Raw genomic sequence first — 18378 nt, 5'->3', positions numbered from 1 at the left:
TGCCGGCGCTTTCGCAAAGGCGCCCCGAGGGACGGTCGGGACGAGGACCGAAGCCGGGCAAAACCGGCTCGCCCCACCGGCCCGGGTCCGCGCGACCGCGGGGCCGAACCGACCAAAAGGGCCCCGAAAGGACCCGCCAACAGGAAGGTAATTCGACATGCTTCTAGACCGCGCGCTTCGCAGCGGGGTTGTTGCGCTTGGCCTGACGCTGGCCGCGACCGCCAGCCATGCCGCAAGCTCCGATTCCACGCCCGTCAAGGGTGGCCGTCTCGACCTCGTGGTGCAGCCCGAACCCCCGGGCCTGATGATCGGCATCATCACCAACGGGCCCAGCCTGATGGTCGGCGGCTCGATCTACGAGGGGCTGCTGCGCTATACCACCGACCTCAAGCCCGAGCCGTCGCTGGCGAAAAGCTGGGAGATCTCGAAGGACGGGCTGACCTACACCTTCCACCTCCAGCCCGACGTCAAGTTCTCCGACGGCAAGCCGATGACCGCGGAAGACGTGGTCTTCACGATGGACAAGTTCCTGACCACCACCAAGCCGAAGTGGCGCGAGGTGATGCGTCACGTGGCCTCGGTCACGGCCCCCGACGACAACACCGTGGTGTTCAAGATGAAGGAACCCTACGGCCCCTTCATCCGCTCGCTCAGCTACAACGTGGCGCCCATCGTGCCCGAGCATATCTACAAGGGCACCGACTTCCTGAAGAACCCGGCCAACGATCGTCCGGTCGGCACCGGCCCCTTCATGCTCAAGGAATGGAAGAAGGGCAGCTATATCGAGCTCGACCGCAACCCCTACTACTGGAAGAAGGGGCACCCCTACCTCGACCAGGTGGTCTATCACGTGATCCCGGACGCCGCCTCGCGCGCGACCGCCTTCCAGACCGGCACGGTCAAGGTGCTGCCCGGCGGTTCGGTCGAGAACTTCGACATCCCGCGGCTGGCCAAGGGCAAGGGCGTCTGCCTGTCCGAGAAGGGTTGGGAATACAATGCGCCGCTGTCCTTCATGTGGCTCAACAACCGCGAGAAGCCGCTGAGCAACCCGAAGGTCCGGCAGGCGATCATGTACGCGCTGAACCGCAAGCTGATGCTCAAGGTGCTGTGGAACGGCTACGGCAAGGTGGCCTCCGGCCCGATCACCTCGACCATCCCGTTCTTTGACAAGGTCGATCCGCAGTATTCCTACAACCCCAAGAAGGCCAAGGAGCTGCTGAAGGAAGCGGGCTACGACGGCAAGCCGCTGCGCCTGCTGCCCCTGCCCTATGGCGAGACCTGGCAACGCTGGGCCGAGGTGGTGAAGCAGAACCTCAAGGCTGTGGGCATGCCGGTGGAGATCGAGTCGACCGACGTGGCCGGCTGGAACCAGAAGACCTCGCAATGGGATTACGACATCGCCTTCACCTATCTCTACGAGAACGGCGACCCGGCGATCGGCGTGGCACGGAACTACATTTCCAGCCAGATCCAGAAGGGCAACCCCTTCAACAACGTCGAGGGCTATTCCAACCCGAAGGTCGACAAGCTGTTCTCGGATGCCGCTGTCGCCGCCGACCCGAAGGACCGGCAGAAGCTGTATACCGAGGTGCAGAAGACGCTGCAGGCCGACGTGCCGGTGGCCTGGCTGCTCGAGCTGAGCTTTCCGACGCTTTACGATTGCAACATCCACAACCTGATCGAAACGGCCAACGGCGTCGGCAACTCGCTTGGCGATACCTGGATCGCGAAGTGACGTGACACCGTGACCTGACACCGTGACCTGAGACCCCCGGCGCACGCGACGCGCCGGGGGAAACTTCGGGGCCGCTGCCTTCCCTGCGGCCCCGCCTTTCCCCGCCCATACGGGACCCGACAGATGCTGCGTTTCCTTCTTGGACGGCTGGTGAAGATCGTGCTGATCCTTCTGGCCATCACCGTCCTGAACTTCTGCCTCATTCACATGGCGCCCGGCGATCCGGCGCTTGTCATGGCCGGCGAGGCAGGCGATGCCGACCCCAAGTTCCTGGCACAGCTGCGCACGCAGTTCGGGCTGGACCAGCCGTTCTATGTGCAGCTCTGGGCCTATGTCAGCCACGTGCTGATGGGGGATCTCGGCTATTCCTACCGCCAGCAGATGCCGGTGAGCACGCTGATCCTCCAACGCCTTCCCGCGACGCTGATCCTGTCGATCACCGCCTTCGCCCTCTCGCTGGGCCTTGGTGTGCTGGCCGGTGTGGTCGCCGCCGCCCGGCAGGGCCGCTGGTCCGACAGCCTGATTTCCGCGGTGGCGCTTTTGTTCTACGCGACGCCGCTGTTCTGGATGGCGCTGATGGCGGTGCTGCTGTTCTCGGTGCAGCTCGACTGGCTGCCGGCCTTTGGCTACGAGCAGGCGGCCTCGGGGCTGCACGGGCTGGCCCGGGCCTTCGACATTGCCCGCCACCTCGTGCTGCCGGCTACGACGCTGGGCCTGTTCTTCATGGCCACCTACGTGCGCATCACCCGTGCCTCGATGCTGGAGGTCAACCGCCTCGATTTCGTGAAAACCGCCCGCGCCAAGGGGCTGAAGCCCAGCGTGATCCAGCGCCGCCACGTGCTGCGCAACGCGATCCTGCCGGTCGTCACGCTGGCGGGCCTGCACGCGGGGCAGCTAGTCGGCGGCGCGGTGCTGATCGAGACGGTCTTTGCCTGGCCCGGCATCGGGCGACTGATGTTCGAGGCGCTGCAAAGCCGCGACTACAACACGCTTCTGGGCGTCTTCGTGGTCTCCTCGGCGCTGGTGCTGCTGTTCAACCTGATCACCGACATCCTTTACCGCATCGTCGACCCGAGGATCCGCGCATCATGAGTGAATTCTGGAAAGCCTATTGCCGCAACCGTGGCGCCGTCGTGGGGCTGGTCATCCTTGCCGTCGTGCTGATTCTGTCGATCGTCGCGCCCTTCTGGTTCCCCGGCTCGCCCTGGGACATGGTGCAGATGCCGTTCCTGCCGCCGTTCCAGGAAGGCGACGCCATCCTCGGCACCGACACGCTGGGGCGCGACATTGCCTCGGGCCTCGCGCACGGCGCCTATGTCTCGCTTCTGGTGGGGTTCGTCTCGACGCTGGTCAGCCTTGCCATCGGCATCCCGATCGGGGCGGCGGCGGGCTATTTCGGCGGCTGGGTTGATGACATCCTGTCGCGTATCACCGAGTTCTTTCAGGTGATCCCGGCCTTCGCCTTTGCCATCGTGCTGGTCGCGATCTTCCAGCCCTCGATCACCTCGATCATCGTGGCCATCGCGGTGGTCAGCTGGCCCCCCGTCGCGCGCCTGCTGCGCGGCGAGGTGATGTCGCTGAAACACCGCGAGTTCATCGAAGCCGCCGCGCTGTCGGGCCAGTCGGGGTTCACCATCATCTGGCGGCAGATCCTGCCCAACACCATCTCGCCGGTCATCGTGCTGTCGTCGATGATGGTGGCGACCGCGATCCTGACGGAAAGCGCGCTGGATTTCATGGGCCTTGGCGACCCGAACATCATGAGCTGGGGCTACATCATCGGGGCCGGGCGCACGGTGTTGCAGCAGGCCTGGTGGATCAGCTTCTTCCCGGGCGTCGCGATCCTTCTGACCGTGCTGGCCTTCAACCTGATCGGCGAGGGGCTGAACGATGCCCTGAACCCGCGGCTTTCCAAACGGAGGGACTGAGATGACCGACACCCCCTCTCCCAGCGTCACCATCGACCATCTGCGCATCGCCCTGCCCGAGGGCGCCGACCGGCCCTATGCCGTCGACCGCGTCGATTTCCGCCTCTACCCCGGCAAAGTGCTGTGCGTGGTGGGCGAATCCGGGTCTGGAAAATCCATGTCGGCCAATGCCTTGATGGGGCTGTTGCCCGAGGGCGTGCGGGTGGCCGACGGCAGGATCCGCCTGGGCGACACCGACATCCTTGCGCAGGACGAGGAAGGCATGCGCGGCCTGCGCGGACGGCGCATGGCGATGATCTTTCAGGAACCGATGTCGGCCCTGAACCCGCTGATGAAGATCGCCGACCAGATCGCCGAGGTGTTCGAAGCGCACAACCTTCTGCGCCCGGCCGAACGGCGTGCCCGCGCGCTGGAACTGCTGACCGAGGTGGGCCTGCCCGATCCTGCCCGCGCCGCGGCCAGCTATCCGCACCAATTGTCGGGCGGGCAGCGGCAGCGCGTGGTGATCGCCATGGCGCTGGCGCTGGAGCCCGAGGTTCTGGTGGCCGACGAACCCACCACCGCGCTGGACGTGACCACGCAGGCGCAGATCCTCGAGCTGATCCGCAGGCTGCAGGTCGATCACAACATGGCGGTGATGTTCATCACCCACGATTTCGGCGTGGTGGCCGAGATCGCCGATCATGTCGCGGTGATGCAGCTGGGCCGGGTGGTCGAGGAAGGGCCCGCCGATACCGTGCTGCGCAACCCGCAGCATGCCTATACCCGCAAGCTGATCGACGCGATTCCCAAGCTGGGCGCGGGCCGGGCCGAGGCGCCCGAACGCCCGCCGCTGTTGACGGTCGAGGGGGTGTCGAAGACCTACCACCTCGGCGGCGGCCTCTTCGCGAAATCCCGCAAGGTCGAGGCAGTGCGCGACATCTCGGTCACGCTGGGGCGCGGCGAGACGCTGGGGATCGTCGGCGAAAGCGGGTCGGGGAAATCCTCGCTCGGGCGCTGCCTCGTGCGGTTGCAGGACGTGAGCGCGGGGCGCATCGCGATCGACGGACAGGACATGACCCGTCTGCAGGGCGCGGAGCTGCGCGCGCTCAGGCGTCGGGTGCAGATGATCTTTCAGGACCCCTTCGCCTCGCTCAACCCGCGCATCCGCGTGGGCCGGGCCATCGCCGACGGGCCCATCGCCTACGGCACCCCCGTGGCCACCGCGATGGCGGAGGCCGAGGCGCTGTTGGAACGCGTCGGCCTGCCGGGCACCGCGCGGCGCTTCCCGCACGAGTTTTCCGGCGGCCAGCGGCAGCGGATCGGCATTGCCCGGGCGCTGGCGCTTAAGCCCGAGGTGATTGTCGCGGACGAGGCGGTTTCGGCCCTCGACGTGTCGATCCAGGCGCAGGTGCTGGACCTTCTCGATGAGCTGAAGCGCGAGCTGGGGCTGAGCCTGATCTTCATCACCCACGACCTGCGGGTCGCCGCGCAGATCTGCGACCGGGTGATGGTGATGCAGAAGGGCGCCTGCGTCGAACTCGGCCCCGGCGCCCAGATCTTCGACGCGCCGGCCCACGCCTATACCCGCAGCCTGATCGACGCCATTCCCGGCCGCGACTGGGACCAGTCCGCCGCCTGACCCTACACCCGGGCCGCCTCGCGGCCGACCACATCTCGAAGGACACCAAGACATGGATACCAAGTTCCCGCCGGGCGCCAACTCGATCGAGGCGCGCGACATCGCATACCAGATGCACCCCTCGGTCGACCTGCGGCAGTACGAGGAAACCGGCGGCCTGATCATCGACCGGGGCGAGGGGATCTATGTCTTCGACGCCGAGGGCAACCGCTATATCGAGGGTCTGGCGGGGCTGTGGTCGGTCGCCGTGGGCTTTGGCGAGGAACGCCTTGCCGACGTGGCCTATGCCCAGATGCGCAAGCTGCCCTATTACCACACCTTCAACTACAAGAGCCACGGCCCCTCGGTCGATCTGGCCGAGAAGCTGATCGAGATCTCGCCCGAGCATCTGAAGAAGGTGCATTTCACCTCGTCGGGGTCCGAGGCTAACGACCTCGTGATCAAGATGATCTGGTACCGGTCGAACGCGCTGGGGCTGCCCGCGAAGAAGAAGATCATCGGACGCATCAAGGGCTATCACGGCGTGACCATCGCCGCGGGTTCGGTCACCGGCCTGCCCGCCAACCACGGCAGCTTCGACCTGCCGCTGGACCGGATGAAGCACACGCTGACCCCCGACTATCCGCGCGACCACCTGCCCGGCGAGAGCGAGGAGGAGTTCTCCACCCGCATGGCCGCGGCGCTGGAGGATCTGATCGCGGCCGAGGGCGCCGACACCATTGCCGCGATGGTGGCCGAGCCGGTGATGGGCGCGGGCGGGGTGATCGTGCCGCCCGCCGGATACTGGGACAAGATCCAGGCAGTGCTGCGCCGCCATGACATCCTGCTGGTCGCGGACGAGGTGATCTGCGGCTTCGGCCGCACCGGCAACATGTTCGCCTGCGAAACCTTCGGCATCCGCCCCGACGTGATGGTCACGTCCAAGCAGATCTCGTCCTCGTACATGCCGCTCTCGGCGATCCTGATGTCGCAGGACTTCTTCGATCCGATCGCGGATGAGAGCCACCGGCTGGGGATCTTCGGCCATGGCTTCACCGCCTCGGGCCACCCGGTCGCCACCGCCGTGGGGCTGGAGAACCTCAAGATCATCGAGGAGCGCGACCTTGTCGGCAACGCCGCCCGGCTTGCCCCCCGCTTCCTTGCCGCGCTCAAGGCGCTCGAGGCGCATCCGGCAGCGGCCTGGTCGCGCGGTGTCGGCCTGATCGGCGCGCTGGAGCTGCACCCGGGCGAGACCCCGGCAGCGGTCGGCAAGCGCGCGCAGGCGCTTCTGCTGGAGGAAGGCGTGATCGCCCGGGGCGTGGGCGATGCGCTGTGTTTCTGCCCGCCGCTGATCATCACCGCCGAGCAGATCGACGACATGTTCGCAGCCGTCGGACGCGCGCTCGACCGGCTGGTGGCCGAACAGGAGGCGTGACCATGAACGAGCATACCAGTCACAAGACCGACCTCGGCGAAATGGGCGCGACAGAGCTGACCGCGCTCTACGCCCGGGGCGCGGCATCGCCGGTCGAGGCGGTGGAGGCGGCGCTGGCCCGGATCGACCGTTTCGACGGGGCGGTGAACGCCTTCGTCACCGTGGTGCCCGACGCCGCGCTGGCCGAGGCCCGCGCCTCCGAAGCGCGCTGGAAGGCCGGCACGCCGGCCTCGCCCCTCGACGGGGTTCCGGCAACGATCAAGGAACTGACCCGCGTCAAGGGCATCCCGTTCCGCAAGGGCTCCATCCTCGGCGAGACGGAGCCCAGCCCCAATGATCTGGAAATCGTCACCCGGCTGCGGGCGGCGGGCACGCCGATCCTCGGCACCACGGCCTCGCCGGAATTCGGCTGGAAGGGGCTGACCCACGGGCCGGTCGGCGGCAACACGGTGAACCCGTGGAACACCGCGCGGGCCTCGGGCGGGTCGTCGGGCGGCGCGGCGGTGGCGGCGGCGCTGAACATGGGCGTGCTGCACGAGGGGTCGGACGGCGCGGGCTCGATCCGCATTCCCGCGTCGTTCTGCGGCGTCTTCGGGATCAAGCCGACCTTCGGCTGGGTGCCCTCGACGGCGCCGACCGGCCTGATGGAACTGGCCCACCGCGGCCCCCTCACCCGCTCGGTGATGGATGCGGCGCTGTTCCTCAATGCGGTGGCCGGCCCGTCGACCGAACAGCTTTACGGCCGTTGCCCGCCCGAAGTGCCCGATTTCACCCGGGCCGTCACGGCGGGCGCCGAAGCGGTGAAGGGGATGCGGATCGGCTATGCCCGCACCCTCGACGGCGCGCCGGTTGCCCCCGACGTGGCCGCCGCGGTGGACCGCGCGGCGCAGCGGATGGCCGATCTCGGTGCCATCGTGGAAGAGGTCGACCCGGGGTTTGCCAGCCCTCAGAAAGCGCTTCTCGATCTGTGGTACGCGGCGCAGGCCTGGGCGGTGGAGCAGGTGAACCCCACGCCCGAGCAGCGCGCGATGATGGACCCGGGCTTCCTGTCGATCTGCGAGCAGGGGCGCCTGTTGTCGGCGCGCGACTTCATCGCCGCCGACCAGGTGCGTGCCCAGCTGCGCGTGACCATGGCGCGGTTCCACCAGAGCTATGACGCGCTGATGCTGCCCACCATGCCGCTGGTGGCCTTCGAGGCGGGCGTCGACGTGCCGCCGGGCAGCGGCATGACCGAATGGACCGACTGGTCGCCCTTCACCTACCCGTTCAACATGACCGAACAGCCCGCCGTTTCGGTCAGGTGCGGGGTCTCGGAGGACGGGATGCCGGTGGGCCTGCAACTCGTGGGGCCGCTGTTTCGCGACGACATCGTGCTGGCGCTGGCCGCTGCCTACCAGGCGACGTACCCCGAGCCGTTCCCCGATGCCCCGCAGACGCACACGGCCTGAGCGATGTTCTATTGTCACGGCAACGCGCATGACGGCGAGCGCATCGACACCCTGCGCCGGGTCTTCGCCGAGGAGATCCCGGAGCTGCCCATCGTCACCGACCACGACGGGTTCGACCCCGAGGCGGTGCGCTATCTCTTCAGCTTCGTCCCGCCCGAGGATTACGGGCGCTTTCCCGGGCTCGAGGTGCTGTTCTCGGTCAGCGCGGGCGTCGACCAGTTCGCCGCGCTGCCCGCCGGGGTGCCGCTGGTGCGGATGGTCAGCCCGACCAACGCCAGGCGCGTGTCGCAATATGTCGCCATGGCCGCGCTTGCCCTGACGCGGGAATTGCCGCGCTACCTGTCGGATCAGCAGGCGCGGCGCTGGCACCCCGTCTCGCCGGTGCTGACCGAGACGCGGACCGTCGGGGTGATGGGGCTTGGCACCACCGGCCTCGCCTCGGCCGAGGTGCTGGCCGGGCTGGGGTTCCGCGTTGCCGGCTGGTCGCGCAACCCGCGCCGGATCGACGGCGTGACCTGCCTCCATGGCCCCGAGGGCCTCGACCGGCTGCTTGCGATCTCGGACATCGTGGTCTGCCTGCTGCCGCTGACCGACGAGACGCGTGGCCTGATGGATGACGGGTTCTTCGCCCGGATGAAGCCCGGCGCCGGGCTGATCCATGCCGGCCGGGGCGCGCATTGCGACTACCCCGCGCTCGCCCGCGCGCTGGAGAGCGGGCACCTCTCGGGCGCCTTTGCCGACGTCCAGCCGGTTGAGCCGCCCGGTCCCGACGATGCGGTCTGGGCCATCCCCGGTCTGGTTGTCACCCCCCATGTCGCCGGTCGGCTGGACCCCGAGGAAGCCGCGCGCAACATCGTGCTCAACATTCGCCGCCACGCGCGGGGCGAGCCGCTGATGTGGCAGGTCGACCGCGCGCGGGGGTACTGACCCGGCGCCCCGGCCTCAGCCCTCCGGCAAGGCGATCCCCAGCTGTCCCAGCAGCGCGGTCGCGGCGCGGGTCGGGCGGCTGCGGCCCAGGTGGAGGACCTCGAACACCCGCTCGGGCAGCGCGAAGGGGACGTGGTGCAGCAGCCCGGCCTCAAGGCTGGGCGCCACGACCGAGGCCGAAAGCACCGCGGCCCCCATCCCGGCCTCGGCCGCCGCGCGCACCGCCTCGTTCGAGGGAAGTTCCATCGCCACCGGCAGGCGCGTGCCATCGATCCCAAGCCCCGCCGTCGCGTGTTCGAAGGCCGACCGCGTGCCCGACCCGGGTTCGCGGCGGACCCATGCGCTCTCGGCCAGCCGGGCGGGGTCGAGCGCGCCCTCCCCCGCCCAGGGGTGATCCGGCGCGACGACGACGACAAGGCGGTCGGCGGCGACCGCATGGGCGGACAGCCGCGGGTCGGTCACCGCATCTTCGACAAAGCCAAGTTCGGCCGCGCCCGACAGCACCGCCTCGGCGACCTGCGCGGTGTTGCCGATCGTCATGCGCAGCGCGATTGCCGGATGCGCCCGGCGGAAGGCGGCCAGACGCGCGGGCAGCCAGTAGCCGGCGATGGTCTGGCTGGCCGCAACCCGCAGCGTACCGCGCGACAGGCTGTCGAACTCCGTCAGTGCCTGCTCGGCATGGTCGACCTGGCCGAGGATGGCGCGCGCCTCGCCCAGCAGCATCCGCCCCGCCTCGGTCAGTTCGATCCGCCGCCCGATACGGTGGAACAGCGGCGTGCGGTACCGCTCCTCGAGGGCGGCGATGGCATGGCTTGCCGCCGATTGCGCGATACCCAGCGCCTCGGCCGCGCGGGTGACATGCTGCCGCTCGGCGACCTCGACGAAGATCCGAAGCTGGTCGAGCGTCATCGGGGAACCTCCTTGCTTTCAATCTTCATTGCAGATTGGTTTGATCTAAACAATGCATTGGATAGATTGGTTGACCACCGCTACCTCTCTGCGCAAGGGCCGGGCCAGCTCCCGGGACCAACCAAGAGGATGCTTACCATGTCACTTGCCGATACCGCCCCGGGGGCCGCCAGCACGGGGCTGACCCGGGTGATCCGCGACTTCACGCCGAACTGGTTCACCGTAACCATGGGGACCGGCGCGCTTGCCCTCGTGCTCAACCTCTACCCGCTGCGGATCCCCGGCCTGCACGAGGTCTCGGCAGTGTTGTGGATGGTCAACATCGTGCTGTTCACCGCGTTCTCGGCGCTCTACCTCGCCCGCTGGGCGATGTTCCCGGACGAGGCGGTGCGGATCTTCCGTCACCCGGTGATGTCGATGTTCTTCGGCGCCATCCCGATGGGGCTTGCCACCATCGCCAACGGTTTCCTTGCCTTCGGGATCGACCGGATCGGCCCCGCCGCGGTCGGGATCGCAACCGTGCTGTGGTGGATCGACGCCGCGATGGCCCTGATCTGCGGGCTGGCGATTCCCTACTTCATGTTCACCCGTCAGGACCACGGGTTCGAACGGATGACGGCGGTTTGGCTTCTGCCGATCGTCGCGGCAGAGGTCACGGCGGCCAGCGGCGCGCTGCTGGTGCCGCATCTTGCGCCCGCCGCGGCCTACACGGTGCTGATCTTCAGCTACGTGCTCTGGGCCTACTCGGTGCCGCTGGCGATGAGCGTTCTGGTCGTGCTGTTCCTGCGCCTTGCCCTGCACCGGCTGCCGGGGCGCGACCTCGGTGTGTCGGGCTGGCTGGCGCTGGGACCGATCGGCACCGGGTCGCTGGGCCTCGTGTCGCTGGGCAAGGACGCGCCGGCGGTTCTGGCCGCCCAGGGGCTGGCGGCGGTCGGCCCGGTGGCGCAGGGGGTGGGGATCCTCGGCGGGCTGATGCTCTGGGGCTACGGAGTGTGGTGGCTGTCGCTCGCGGTGCTGAAGACCGCACGCTACATGACCGGCGAGGGGCTGCCGTTCAACCTCGGCTGGTGGGGCTTCACCTTCCCGCTGGCCGTCTACACGCTGGCGACGCTGGCGCTGGCCGGGGCCACGCACTTCGCGCTCTTCTCGGTGGTGGGCGGCGTGCTGGCGACCTGCCTTGCAATCTTCTGGGCGATCGTCGCCAGCCGCACCCTGCACGGCGCCCTGACCGGTGTGCTGTTCGACTCGCCCTGTCGCAAGAGCGGCCCGTGGTCGGCACATTTCGAAAGCGACGCGGTCTGAGCGCCGCCCTCCCCCATGCCCCGCCGGCCTCTGCCGCGGGGCATGGCGAACGTCACGGGGGATGGGCGCGGCATCGTGGCGCCCATCCCCGACCGGATCAGTCGCGGCACAGGTGGGCGGGCTTGTCCAGTCCTGGTTGCCATCCTCGAAGGTGACACGGATCCAGACCGGGGTATCGCCGGTGGCCGCAGCCGACACCTCGCAGGTCAGTTTCACCGTACGCGCCAGCGGCGCGTCGGGCAGGCGCTGGATCCAGAGCCGCCGCTCCAGCCCGGCGGCCTCCAGCATGACCGGGTCGCAGCCCAGTTCCGCGGGCGCGACGACATGCAGGGCGTCGTGGTTGGTCTGAACGCTCACCGCACTGCCCTCGATGCGGTCCAGCATGACGTCGAACCCCATCCGATTGCCCGTAGTGACCGGGCGCCAGAGCGCCTGCGACGCCCCGACCTGGCGTAGTTCCAGTTCCGGGTTCAGGCGGTTGACCGGGGTGAGGCCGGTGAGACGCGCGCCCGTCACCTGCGCGCTGCCCTGCCACAGCGTGTTCCGCCCGCGGCCGCGGTATTCCGCCCCGGCCCACACCACCCGCACCCGGTTGCCGAGCGCCGTCGCGTCGTAGGGGCGCAGGCGGTGGATGACGTCGGTCCCGACCCGAAGCTCGATGCTTTCGATCCCGACCGGCGCCGCCACCTTCAGCCGCAGTGTGCCGCTGTCACCGCCGACCCGGACGATATCGCCCATGGTGCAGGATTTGACCTCCTCGCGCGCGCAACCGGGCGGGGCTTGGGGGTTGCGCAGGAAAAGCGTGCCGCCCCCGGGCAGGTCGAGACCGAGGTCGATGAAGGCGCGCGGCCCGGTGGTGCCGTAGGTATGGCGGCGGCGGATCGCTTCGAAAATCGCGGCGCGGCTGTTCTCGGCGGTGCGGAAGATGTAGGCGCGGTTCCTGCCTGACGGACTCAGCCGCGCTGATGTTCGCCGACCGCCACGCCCTGCGGATGCCGCCCGAGGGCAAGGCCCACCTGCTGCCGGGCGGGGCGGCGATCTATGGCCTTGCCTCGGTCGCGGTGCTGTCCGCGCTGGGGCCGTTCATGCTGCAGCAGCAGGGCGACCCGATCTATGCGCTTTTCGCCTCGATGATCCTTGCCAACGGCATCCACCTTGCGATCGGGCGGATCGGGCTCAGCCTCTGGGTGCGGTTCGCACGGGTGCCGCGGTCGCGGATCCTACGGCCGGTCATGGTGCTGTGCATCCCCGGGACCTACATGCGGAACCAGTCGATGTGGGACGTGCGCACGATCGTGGAAAAGACCGTGGGCGTGAAGGCGGTGCGCGGCCCCCATGTCGCCACCTGCATACGGCTGGCCGACCGGCAGGCCGCGCTCTTCTCGCTGCCCTGCGGCGCCACCTGCTTCCAGGTCGACGCGCGCACCCACACGACCCGGGGGAAAGCCGCTCTACTTCCAGAGGATCTACGCCCCGGCGGAGCAGTCCTCGCTGTACTTCTAAGGGTCGGAATTTCGGGGGATCGGCCGGCCGCTCATCCCCCCGCGCCGCGTTGTCCGCGGGAGCGCAGCAATTCATCGCGCGCACCTTCCAGCACGGCCGCCATGGCACGGCGCGCCGCCTCGGCGTCGCCCGCCTCGATCGCCTGCACCACCTCGCGGTGGCGCGCCACGACCTCGGCGAAGTCCCGCGCGCTGCGCGGGGCGTCGCCCGTCCGGGATACGGCCTCGGCCTCGCTCGCCAGCAGGGAATAGAGCGCGGTCTGCACCAGGTCGCCCAGCGATTGCAGGAAGCGGTTGCCCGAGAGATGCAGGATCAGCTTGTGAAACTCGAGATCCGCGATCGCGAACTCGGCCCGCGTCGCTGCCTCTTCCAGCGCATCGCAATGGCGCGAAAGCGCGACGCAATCGCCCCGCCCCGCATGCCCCGCGGCCGAGGCCGCGGCAGCGGGTTCGACGATCAGCCGCATTTCGAACATCTCGGCCAGGAATTTGTCGGGCCGCCGCTGCATCGTGTGCCAGCGCAGCACGTCCGGGTCGAACATGTTCCATTCCGCGGCGGGACAGACCCGGGTGCCGACCTTCGCCTTGGACACCAGCAGGCCCTTGGCGATCAGCGTCTTCTTGGCCTCGCGGATGACGGTACGGGAAACGCCGAACAGCTCCTCCAGGTCGGGATCGAGCGGGATCATCGTGCGCTCGGGGTATTCGCCCGACACGATCGACAGACCGAGCCGGTCCACCACGAAGGCGGTGTGGTTGGAGGCACGGTCCGACAGGCCCCCCGCCGTGGCCAGGTTCATGATCGCGCGGCGGATGCGCTCGCCCGCGGGATGCGTCCCGTCGTTACCCAAGCAAGTCCCTTCTGCAGCATGATGAAGGTGAACAGCAGGACGCCGATCACGATCTTGGTCCACCAACTCGACAACGTGCCATCAAAGACGATGTAGGTCTGTATCAGCCCCATGATCATGATGCCAAAGAACGTGCCTGCGACGAAACCGCTGCCCCCGGTCAGAAGCGTGCCCCCGATCACGACCGCGGCGATCGCGTCAAGTTCCGTGCCGACCGCCGCAAGCGAGTAGCCCGCAGAGGTATAAAGCGAGAAGACGATGCCCGCCAGCCCGGCCAGCCCGCCCGAGACGGCGTAGATCAGGACGGTGGTGCGTGCACAGGGCACCCCCATCAGCTGCGCCGTCTGGGCCGATCCGCCGATGGCATAGACGTTGCGGCCGAACCGGGTGCGGTGCAGCACCAGCATCGCGCCTGCGAAGGTCAGCACCATCAGCAGGCCGGTGATCCGGAACCGTCCGCCGCCGGGCGCCTTCCAGTAGAGCGACTGGAGCCAGCCGTAGAACTCGTGGTCGATCGGCACGGAATCGGTCGACAGCACGTAGGCGAGGCCGCGCATCAGGAACATCCCCGCCAGCGTGACGATGAAGGGCGGCATCTCCAGGTAGTGGATGATCAGCCCCATCGCGGCCCCGAACAGCGTGGTGATCAGCAGCACGATCACGAAGGCCGCCAGCGGGTGGATATGGGTATCGCGCAGCACTACCGCGAGGAACACCCCGGTGAAGGCGATGACCGATCCCACCGACAGGTCGATCCCGCCGGACAGGATGACGAAGGTCATGCCGACCGCAGTGATGCCGAGAAAGGCGTTGTCGGTCAGCAGGTTCGCCACCACCCGCGTGGACAGCATCGACGGGTACTCGGCGATGCACAGCGCATAGGCCAGCAGGAAGGTCGCGATGGTGATGTAGAGCGGCAGCTTGGTGGAATGCCTCATGGCCGGCCCTCCTCGGTGGTGTGGTCGGTGCGGCTCGCGGCGCTTCGGGGTGCGGTATTTCGGGGTGTGGAGGCACCGCGCGAGGCGCCCGGCGAAAAGGCCCCGGACGAGGCGCGGAGCAGGTAGAGCGCGTGGTTCACCCGCGGCGACTGGATCACCAGGATGGCGATGATGATAAGCGCCTTGATCACCAGGTTGAACTCCACCGGCATGCCCGACAGCAGGATGGCCGAGTTCACCGACTGGATGATCAGCGCCCCGATCAGCGACGCGGTGATCGAGAACCGCCCGCCAAGCAGCGAGTTGCCCCCGATGACCACCGCAAGGATCGCGTCGAGCTCCATCCACAGGCCCGCGTTGTTGGCATCCGCCCCGCGGATGTCGCCGGCCACCACGATCCCCGCCAGCGCGGCACAAAGGCCCGTGACCAGGTAGACCGCGATCAGCAGGACGCGCGCATTGATGCCCGCCAGCCGGGCGGAACGTTCGTTGATGCCCGTGGCCTCGATCAGGAGGCCGAGCGCGGTGCGGCGCACCACGAGGCCCACCACGACCGCCAGCACGATCCAGATCCAGATCGGGGTCGGCACGTGCAGGATCGTCCCGCCGCCCAGCCGCACGAGGCCGGGATCGTTGAAGGTCAGGATCGCGCCATGGGTCAGCAGCTGCGCGATGCCGCGCCCCGCGACCATCAGCACCAGCGTCGCCACGATCGGCTGAATCCGCAGCACCGCGACCAGCACCCCGTTCCACAGCCCGCACAGGGCCCCCGCCCCCAGCGCCGCCAGCACCGCGACGACCCAGTCCGACCCGCCGGTCACGACCGAGGCCGCGACCGCCCCGGCAATCGCCATCACCGCCCCCACCGACAGGTCGATGCCCCGGGTGGCGATCACCAGCGTCATCCCCACCGACAGGAGCGCCACCGGCGCCCCGCGGTTGAGCACATCGATCAGGTTGCCGAACAGCCGGCCGTTATGCATCTCGACCCGGAAGAACCCGGGGAACATCGCGAAGTTCAGAAGCAGCACCAGCGCGAGGATGATCAGCTGTGGCGCCACCCGGCGAAGTGTCGTCAGGATCATGCCAGCACCTCCTCTTTCGCCGCGCCCTCTTCGGCCGCGATCGCGCGCACGATGGCGGCGGGAGAGATCTCGCCGCCCGCCAGCTCGCCCACCTGCCGGCGGTCGCGCAGCACCACGATGCGGGTGGAATAGGCGACCAGTTCCTCCATCTCGGACGAGGCGACCAGAAGCGCCATGCCATCGGCCCGGAGCCGCTCTATCAGCGCGATGATCTCGGCATGCGCGCCGACGTCGATGCCGCGCGTCGGCTCGTCGAGGATCAGAAGCGCCGGGTCGGTCGCCAGCCACCGTGCCAGCAGCGCCTTCTGCTGGTTGCCGCCCGACAACAGGCGGATCGGCGTGTCGAGGCTGGCCAGCCGGATGTCGAGCGCCTTGACGTAATGCTCGGCGATCGCCTCGATCCGGGCGCGCGGCAGCGGGCGGAACCAGCCCTGGCGTGCCTGCAGCGACAGGATGATGTTCTCACGCACCGACAGCTCACCGACGATACCGTCGGTCTTGCGGTCCTCGGGACACAGCGCGAAGCGCTGCCGGATCGCGGCGCGCGGGTTCGAAAGGCCCAGGGGCGCGCCGCGCAGCCGGGCCTCGCCCCGGTCGGCGGGGTCGGCCCCGAAGACCGCGTTGCAGGTCTCGCTGCGGCCCGATCCCAAGAGGCCCGCAAGCCCCACCACCTCGCCTTCGCGCAGGTCCATGTCGAAAGGTTCGATCGCGCCGCGGCGGCCGAAGCCCCTGAGCGACAAGAGCACCTCGCCCGGAACGCCGCGGTCGGGATGGCGGGTCACCTCCTCCAGCTGACGGCCCAGCATCATGGTCACGATGTCGGTGCGCGAGGCCTCGGCCAGCTTCAGCGTGCCGACGACGCGACCGTTGCGCAGGATCGTGGCGCGGTCGCAGATCTCCTGCACCTGATCGAGGAAATGGGTGATGAAGACCACGGCGAGGCCCCGCGCCGTCAGCCGGCGGATCACCGAGAACATCAGCTGGACCTCGTCGCGGTCGAGGCTGGCCGTGGGTTCATCGAGGATCAGCACCTTACCCGAAAGCTCCACCGCGCGGGCGATCGCCACGATCTGCTGCACGGCGATGGAATAGCTCGACAACAGCCGCGCCGGGTCGACCTCCAGCCCGTATTCGGACAGGATCCCGCGGGCGTCGCGCACCATCCGACGCTGGTCGATCATGCCGAAGCGACGCGGCTGGCGCCCGAGGAAAAGGTTCTCGGCAACCGAGAGGTTCGGCAACAGGTTCACCTCCTGGTAGACCGTGCCGATGCCCGCTTCCTGGCTCGATAGCGGGTCGCGCGGGTCGATCTCCTGCCCGTCGAGCGTGATCGTGCCGCCGTCGCGCCCGTAGGCGCCGGTCAGGCACTTGATCAGCGTCGACTTGCCCGCGCCGTTCTCGCCCAGCAGCGCGTGCACCTCGCCGGGATAAAGTGCCAGCTCGACGTCGTCGAGGGCGATCACCCCGGGAAAGAACTTGGAAATGCCCGTGGCGTGAAGCACGGGCCGCGTGTCCGTCTGCATGATGTCCCCCTTCGTGAACCCTGGCCCGTCCGGCCCCATGCCGGAAGGCCGGGCGCAGCTGGTGCGCCCGGCGAGGGGATCAGTAGCCCAGGTCCTTCTTGCGCTCGTAGGCGGCCATGTTGTCGCTGTCCTGGGTGTAGAGGGTGGATTTCGTCTGGATCCACTTCGGCGGCATGGTGCCGTCCTTCCAGTAGGCCTTGAGCGCCTCGAAGGCCGGCCCGGCCATGTCGGGCGTCAGCTCCACCGTGGCGTTCGATTCACCGTGGGCGATGGCAAGGTGCATGTCGGGGACCGAGTCGACCGAGACGATCTTGATGTCCTTGCCCGGCTTCAGCCCGGCTTCCTTGATCGCCTGGATCGCCCCCAGCGCCATGTCGTCGTTATGGGCGTAAAGCGCGCAGATGTCCTTGCCGCCATCCTCGGCCTTGAGGAAGCTTTCCATCACGATCTTGCCCTGCGCGCGGGTGAAATCGCCGGTCTGGCTGCGGATGATCTTGATGTTGGACGCATCCGCGATCGCCTCGGCAAAACCCTTCTTGCGGTCGATGGTGACCGAGGCGCCGGTGGTGCCCTGAAGCTCCACCACCTTGCAGGGCTTGCCGCCCACGGCCTTCTTCAGCCAGTCGCCCGCGACCTCTCCCTCGTGCACCGTGTCCGAGGTGACGGCGGTCATGTACAGGTCCTTCGGCGCGTCGACCTTGCGGTCGAGCAGGATCACCGGGATGTCGGCGTCCTTCGCCTCGCCCAGCACCTCGTCCCAGCCGGTGGCCACGACCGGCGCGAGGAAGATCGCGTCGACGCCCTGCGCGATGAAGCCGCGGATCGCCTTGATCTGGTTTTCCTGCTTCTGCTGGGCATCCGCGAATTTCAGCGTGACGCCTTCCTTCTTGGCATCCGACTTGGTCACCGCCGTCTCGGCCGCGCGCCAGCCGGATTCCGATCCGATCTGCGAAAAGCCCACGGTCTTGGCCATGGCGGATGCGGGCAGCAGAACGGCCGCGCTGATCAACAGCGTCTTGAGTATTTTCATGATGTCCTCCCTAGACTCGGTCCTCCAACCGGCCTTCATTAAGTATTACTTTATTATCTTTGTAAAGCAGGAACGACCGCCAAGGTTGCAAAGTTTCGGCCCCGGCCCGGAGACCGGGGGGGGAAACGGGCGCCTGCTGGCACCGAGTGCATGATGATCGGTATC

15 protein-coding genes and 1 pseudogene are annotated in these 18378 nt (G+C 68.2%); 9 read left to right on the top strand and 7 right to left on the bottom strand.

Annotation, left to right across the window (positions count from 1 at the left end; translation table 11 throughout):
* Positions 1 to 157: 157 nt before the first annotated feature.
* From CVV76_RS00550 to CVV76_RS00520, 7 genes are all read left to right on the top strand, one after another.
* Positions 158 to 1735: an ABC transporter substrate-binding protein gene (locus CVV76_RS00550; RefSeq protein ID WP_102222668.1), complete on the top strand. Its 1578-nt coding sequence runs from the start codon at positions 158 to 160 to the stop codon at positions 1733 to 1735.
* Between the two features lie 123 nt (positions 1736 to 1858).
* Complete coding sequence (locus CVV76_RS00545) at positions 1859 to 2827, top strand: ABC transporter permease (protein WP_102222667.1); 969 nt, start codon at positions 1859 to 1861, stop codon at positions 2825 to 2827.
* Positions 2824 to 3663 (top strand): ABC transporter permease, encoded by an 840-nt coding sequence (locus CVV76_RS00540; protein ID WP_102222666.1) that lies wholly within the window; start codon positions 2824 to 2826, stop codon positions 3661 to 3663. The genes CVV76_RS00545 and CVV76_RS00540 overlap by 4 nt, the downstream gene beginning before the upstream one ends.
* Before the next feature lies 1 nt (position 3664).
* Entirely contained in the window at positions 3665 to 5284 is a 1620-nt protein-coding gene (locus CVV76_RS00535; protein ID WP_102222665.1) for an ABC transporter ATP-binding protein, read from the top strand.
* 52 nt (positions 5285 to 5336) lie between these two features.
* Entirely contained in the window at positions 5337 to 6698 is a 1362-nt protein-coding gene (locus tag CVV76_RS00530) for an aspartate aminotransferase family protein (protein WP_102222664.1), read from the top strand.
* A gap of 2 nt (positions 6699 to 6700) precedes the next feature.
* The gene (locus tag CVV76_RS00525; RefSeq protein ID WP_102222663.1) at positions 6701 to 8146 is read left to right on the top strand and encodes an amidase; all 1446 of its coding nucleotides are present in this window, start codon (positions 6701 to 6703) and stop codon (positions 8144 to 8146) included.
* A gap of 3 nt (positions 8147 to 8149) precedes the next feature.
* Positions 8150 to 9073: a 2-hydroxyacid dehydrogenase gene (locus CVV76_RS00520; protein ID WP_102222662.1), complete on the top strand. Its 924-nt coding sequence runs from the start codon at positions 8150 to 8152 to the stop codon at positions 9071 to 9073.
* Positions 9074 to 9088: 15 nt separating this feature from the next.
* Here CVV76_RS00520 and CVV76_RS00515 read toward each other — a convergent pair whose 3' ends face one another.
* Positions 9089 to 9982, bottom strand: coding sequence for a LysR substrate-binding domain-containing protein (locus tag CVV76_RS00515; RefSeq protein ID WP_102222661.1), 894 nt, complete (start codon positions 9980 to 9982; stop codon positions 9089 to 9091).
* Positions 9983 to 10120: 138 nt separating this feature from the next.
* On the opposite strand from CVV76_RS00515, the gene CVV76_RS00510 reads away from it, so the two are divergent.
* Both CVV76_RS00510 and CVV76_RS25655 read left to right on the top strand, forming a co-directional pair.
* Positions 10121 to 11284, top strand: a complete 1164-nt coding sequence (locus CVV76_RS00510) for a TDT family transporter (protein WP_102222660.1) — start codon at positions 10121 to 10123, stop codon at positions 11282 to 11284.
* Between the two features lie 965 nt (positions 11285 to 12249).
* Positions 12250 to 12516, top strand: a pseudogene (locus tag CVV76_RS25655) (tripartite tricarboxylate transporter permease); the annotation flags it as partial.
* Positions 12517 to 12539: 23 nt separating this feature from the next.
* Here the strand turns inward: CVV76_RS25655 and CVV76_RS25135 are convergent.
* From CVV76_RS25135 to ytfQ, 6 genes are all read right to left on the bottom strand, one after another.
* Positions 12540 to 12710 (bottom strand): hypothetical protein, encoded by a 171-nt coding sequence (locus CVV76_RS25135; RefSeq protein ID WP_199178471.1) that lies wholly within the window; start codon positions 12708 to 12710, stop codon positions 12540 to 12542.
* A gap of 108 nt (positions 12711 to 12818) precedes the next feature.
* The gene (locus CVV76_RS00495) at positions 12819 to 13637 is read right to left on the bottom strand and encodes a FadR/GntR family transcriptional regulator (protein WP_233192652.1); all 819 of its coding nucleotides are present in this window, start codon (positions 13635 to 13637) and stop codon (positions 12819 to 12821) included.
* Positions 13583 to 14575: a galactofuranose ABC transporter, permease protein YjfF gene (yjfF, locus tag CVV76_RS00490; RefSeq protein WP_102222657.1), complete on the bottom strand. Its 993-nt coding sequence runs from the start codon at positions 14573 to 14575 to the stop codon at positions 13583 to 13585. The genes CVV76_RS00495 and yjfF overlap by 55 nt, the downstream gene beginning before the upstream one ends.
* Entirely contained in the window at positions 14572 to 15660 is a 1089-nt protein-coding gene (locus CVV76_RS00485; protein ID WP_102222656.1) for an ABC transporter permease, read from the bottom strand. Before CVV76_RS00485 ends, yjfF begins: the two co-directional genes overlap by 4 nt.
* Positions 15657 to 17183 (bottom strand): sugar ABC transporter ATP-binding protein, encoded by a 1527-nt coding sequence (locus CVV76_RS00480; RefSeq protein ID WP_102222655.1) that lies wholly within the window; start codon positions 17181 to 17183, stop codon positions 15657 to 15659. Before CVV76_RS00480 ends, CVV76_RS00485 begins: the two co-directional genes overlap by 4 nt.
* A 79-nt stretch (positions 17184 to 17262) precedes the next feature.
* The gene (gene ytfQ, locus CVV76_RS00475; RefSeq protein WP_102222654.1) at positions 17263 to 18213 is read right to left on the bottom strand and encodes a galactofuranose ABC transporter, galactofuranose-binding protein YtfQ; all 951 of its coding nucleotides are present in this window, start codon (positions 18211 to 18213) and stop codon (positions 17263 to 17265) included.
* Positions 18214 to 18378 lie beyond the last annotated feature (165 nt).

It is taken from the genome of Acidimangrovimonas sediminis (genome assembly GCF_002871005.1).
In the GTDB taxonomy this organism is placed as follows: Bacteria; Pseudomonadota; Alphaproteobacteria; order Rhodobacterales; family Rhodobacteraceae; genus Acidimangrovimonas; species Acidimangrovimonas sediminis.
Note: the sequence above shows the minus strand (reverse complement) of the source record. Positions and strands in the feature narration are given on the sequence as shown.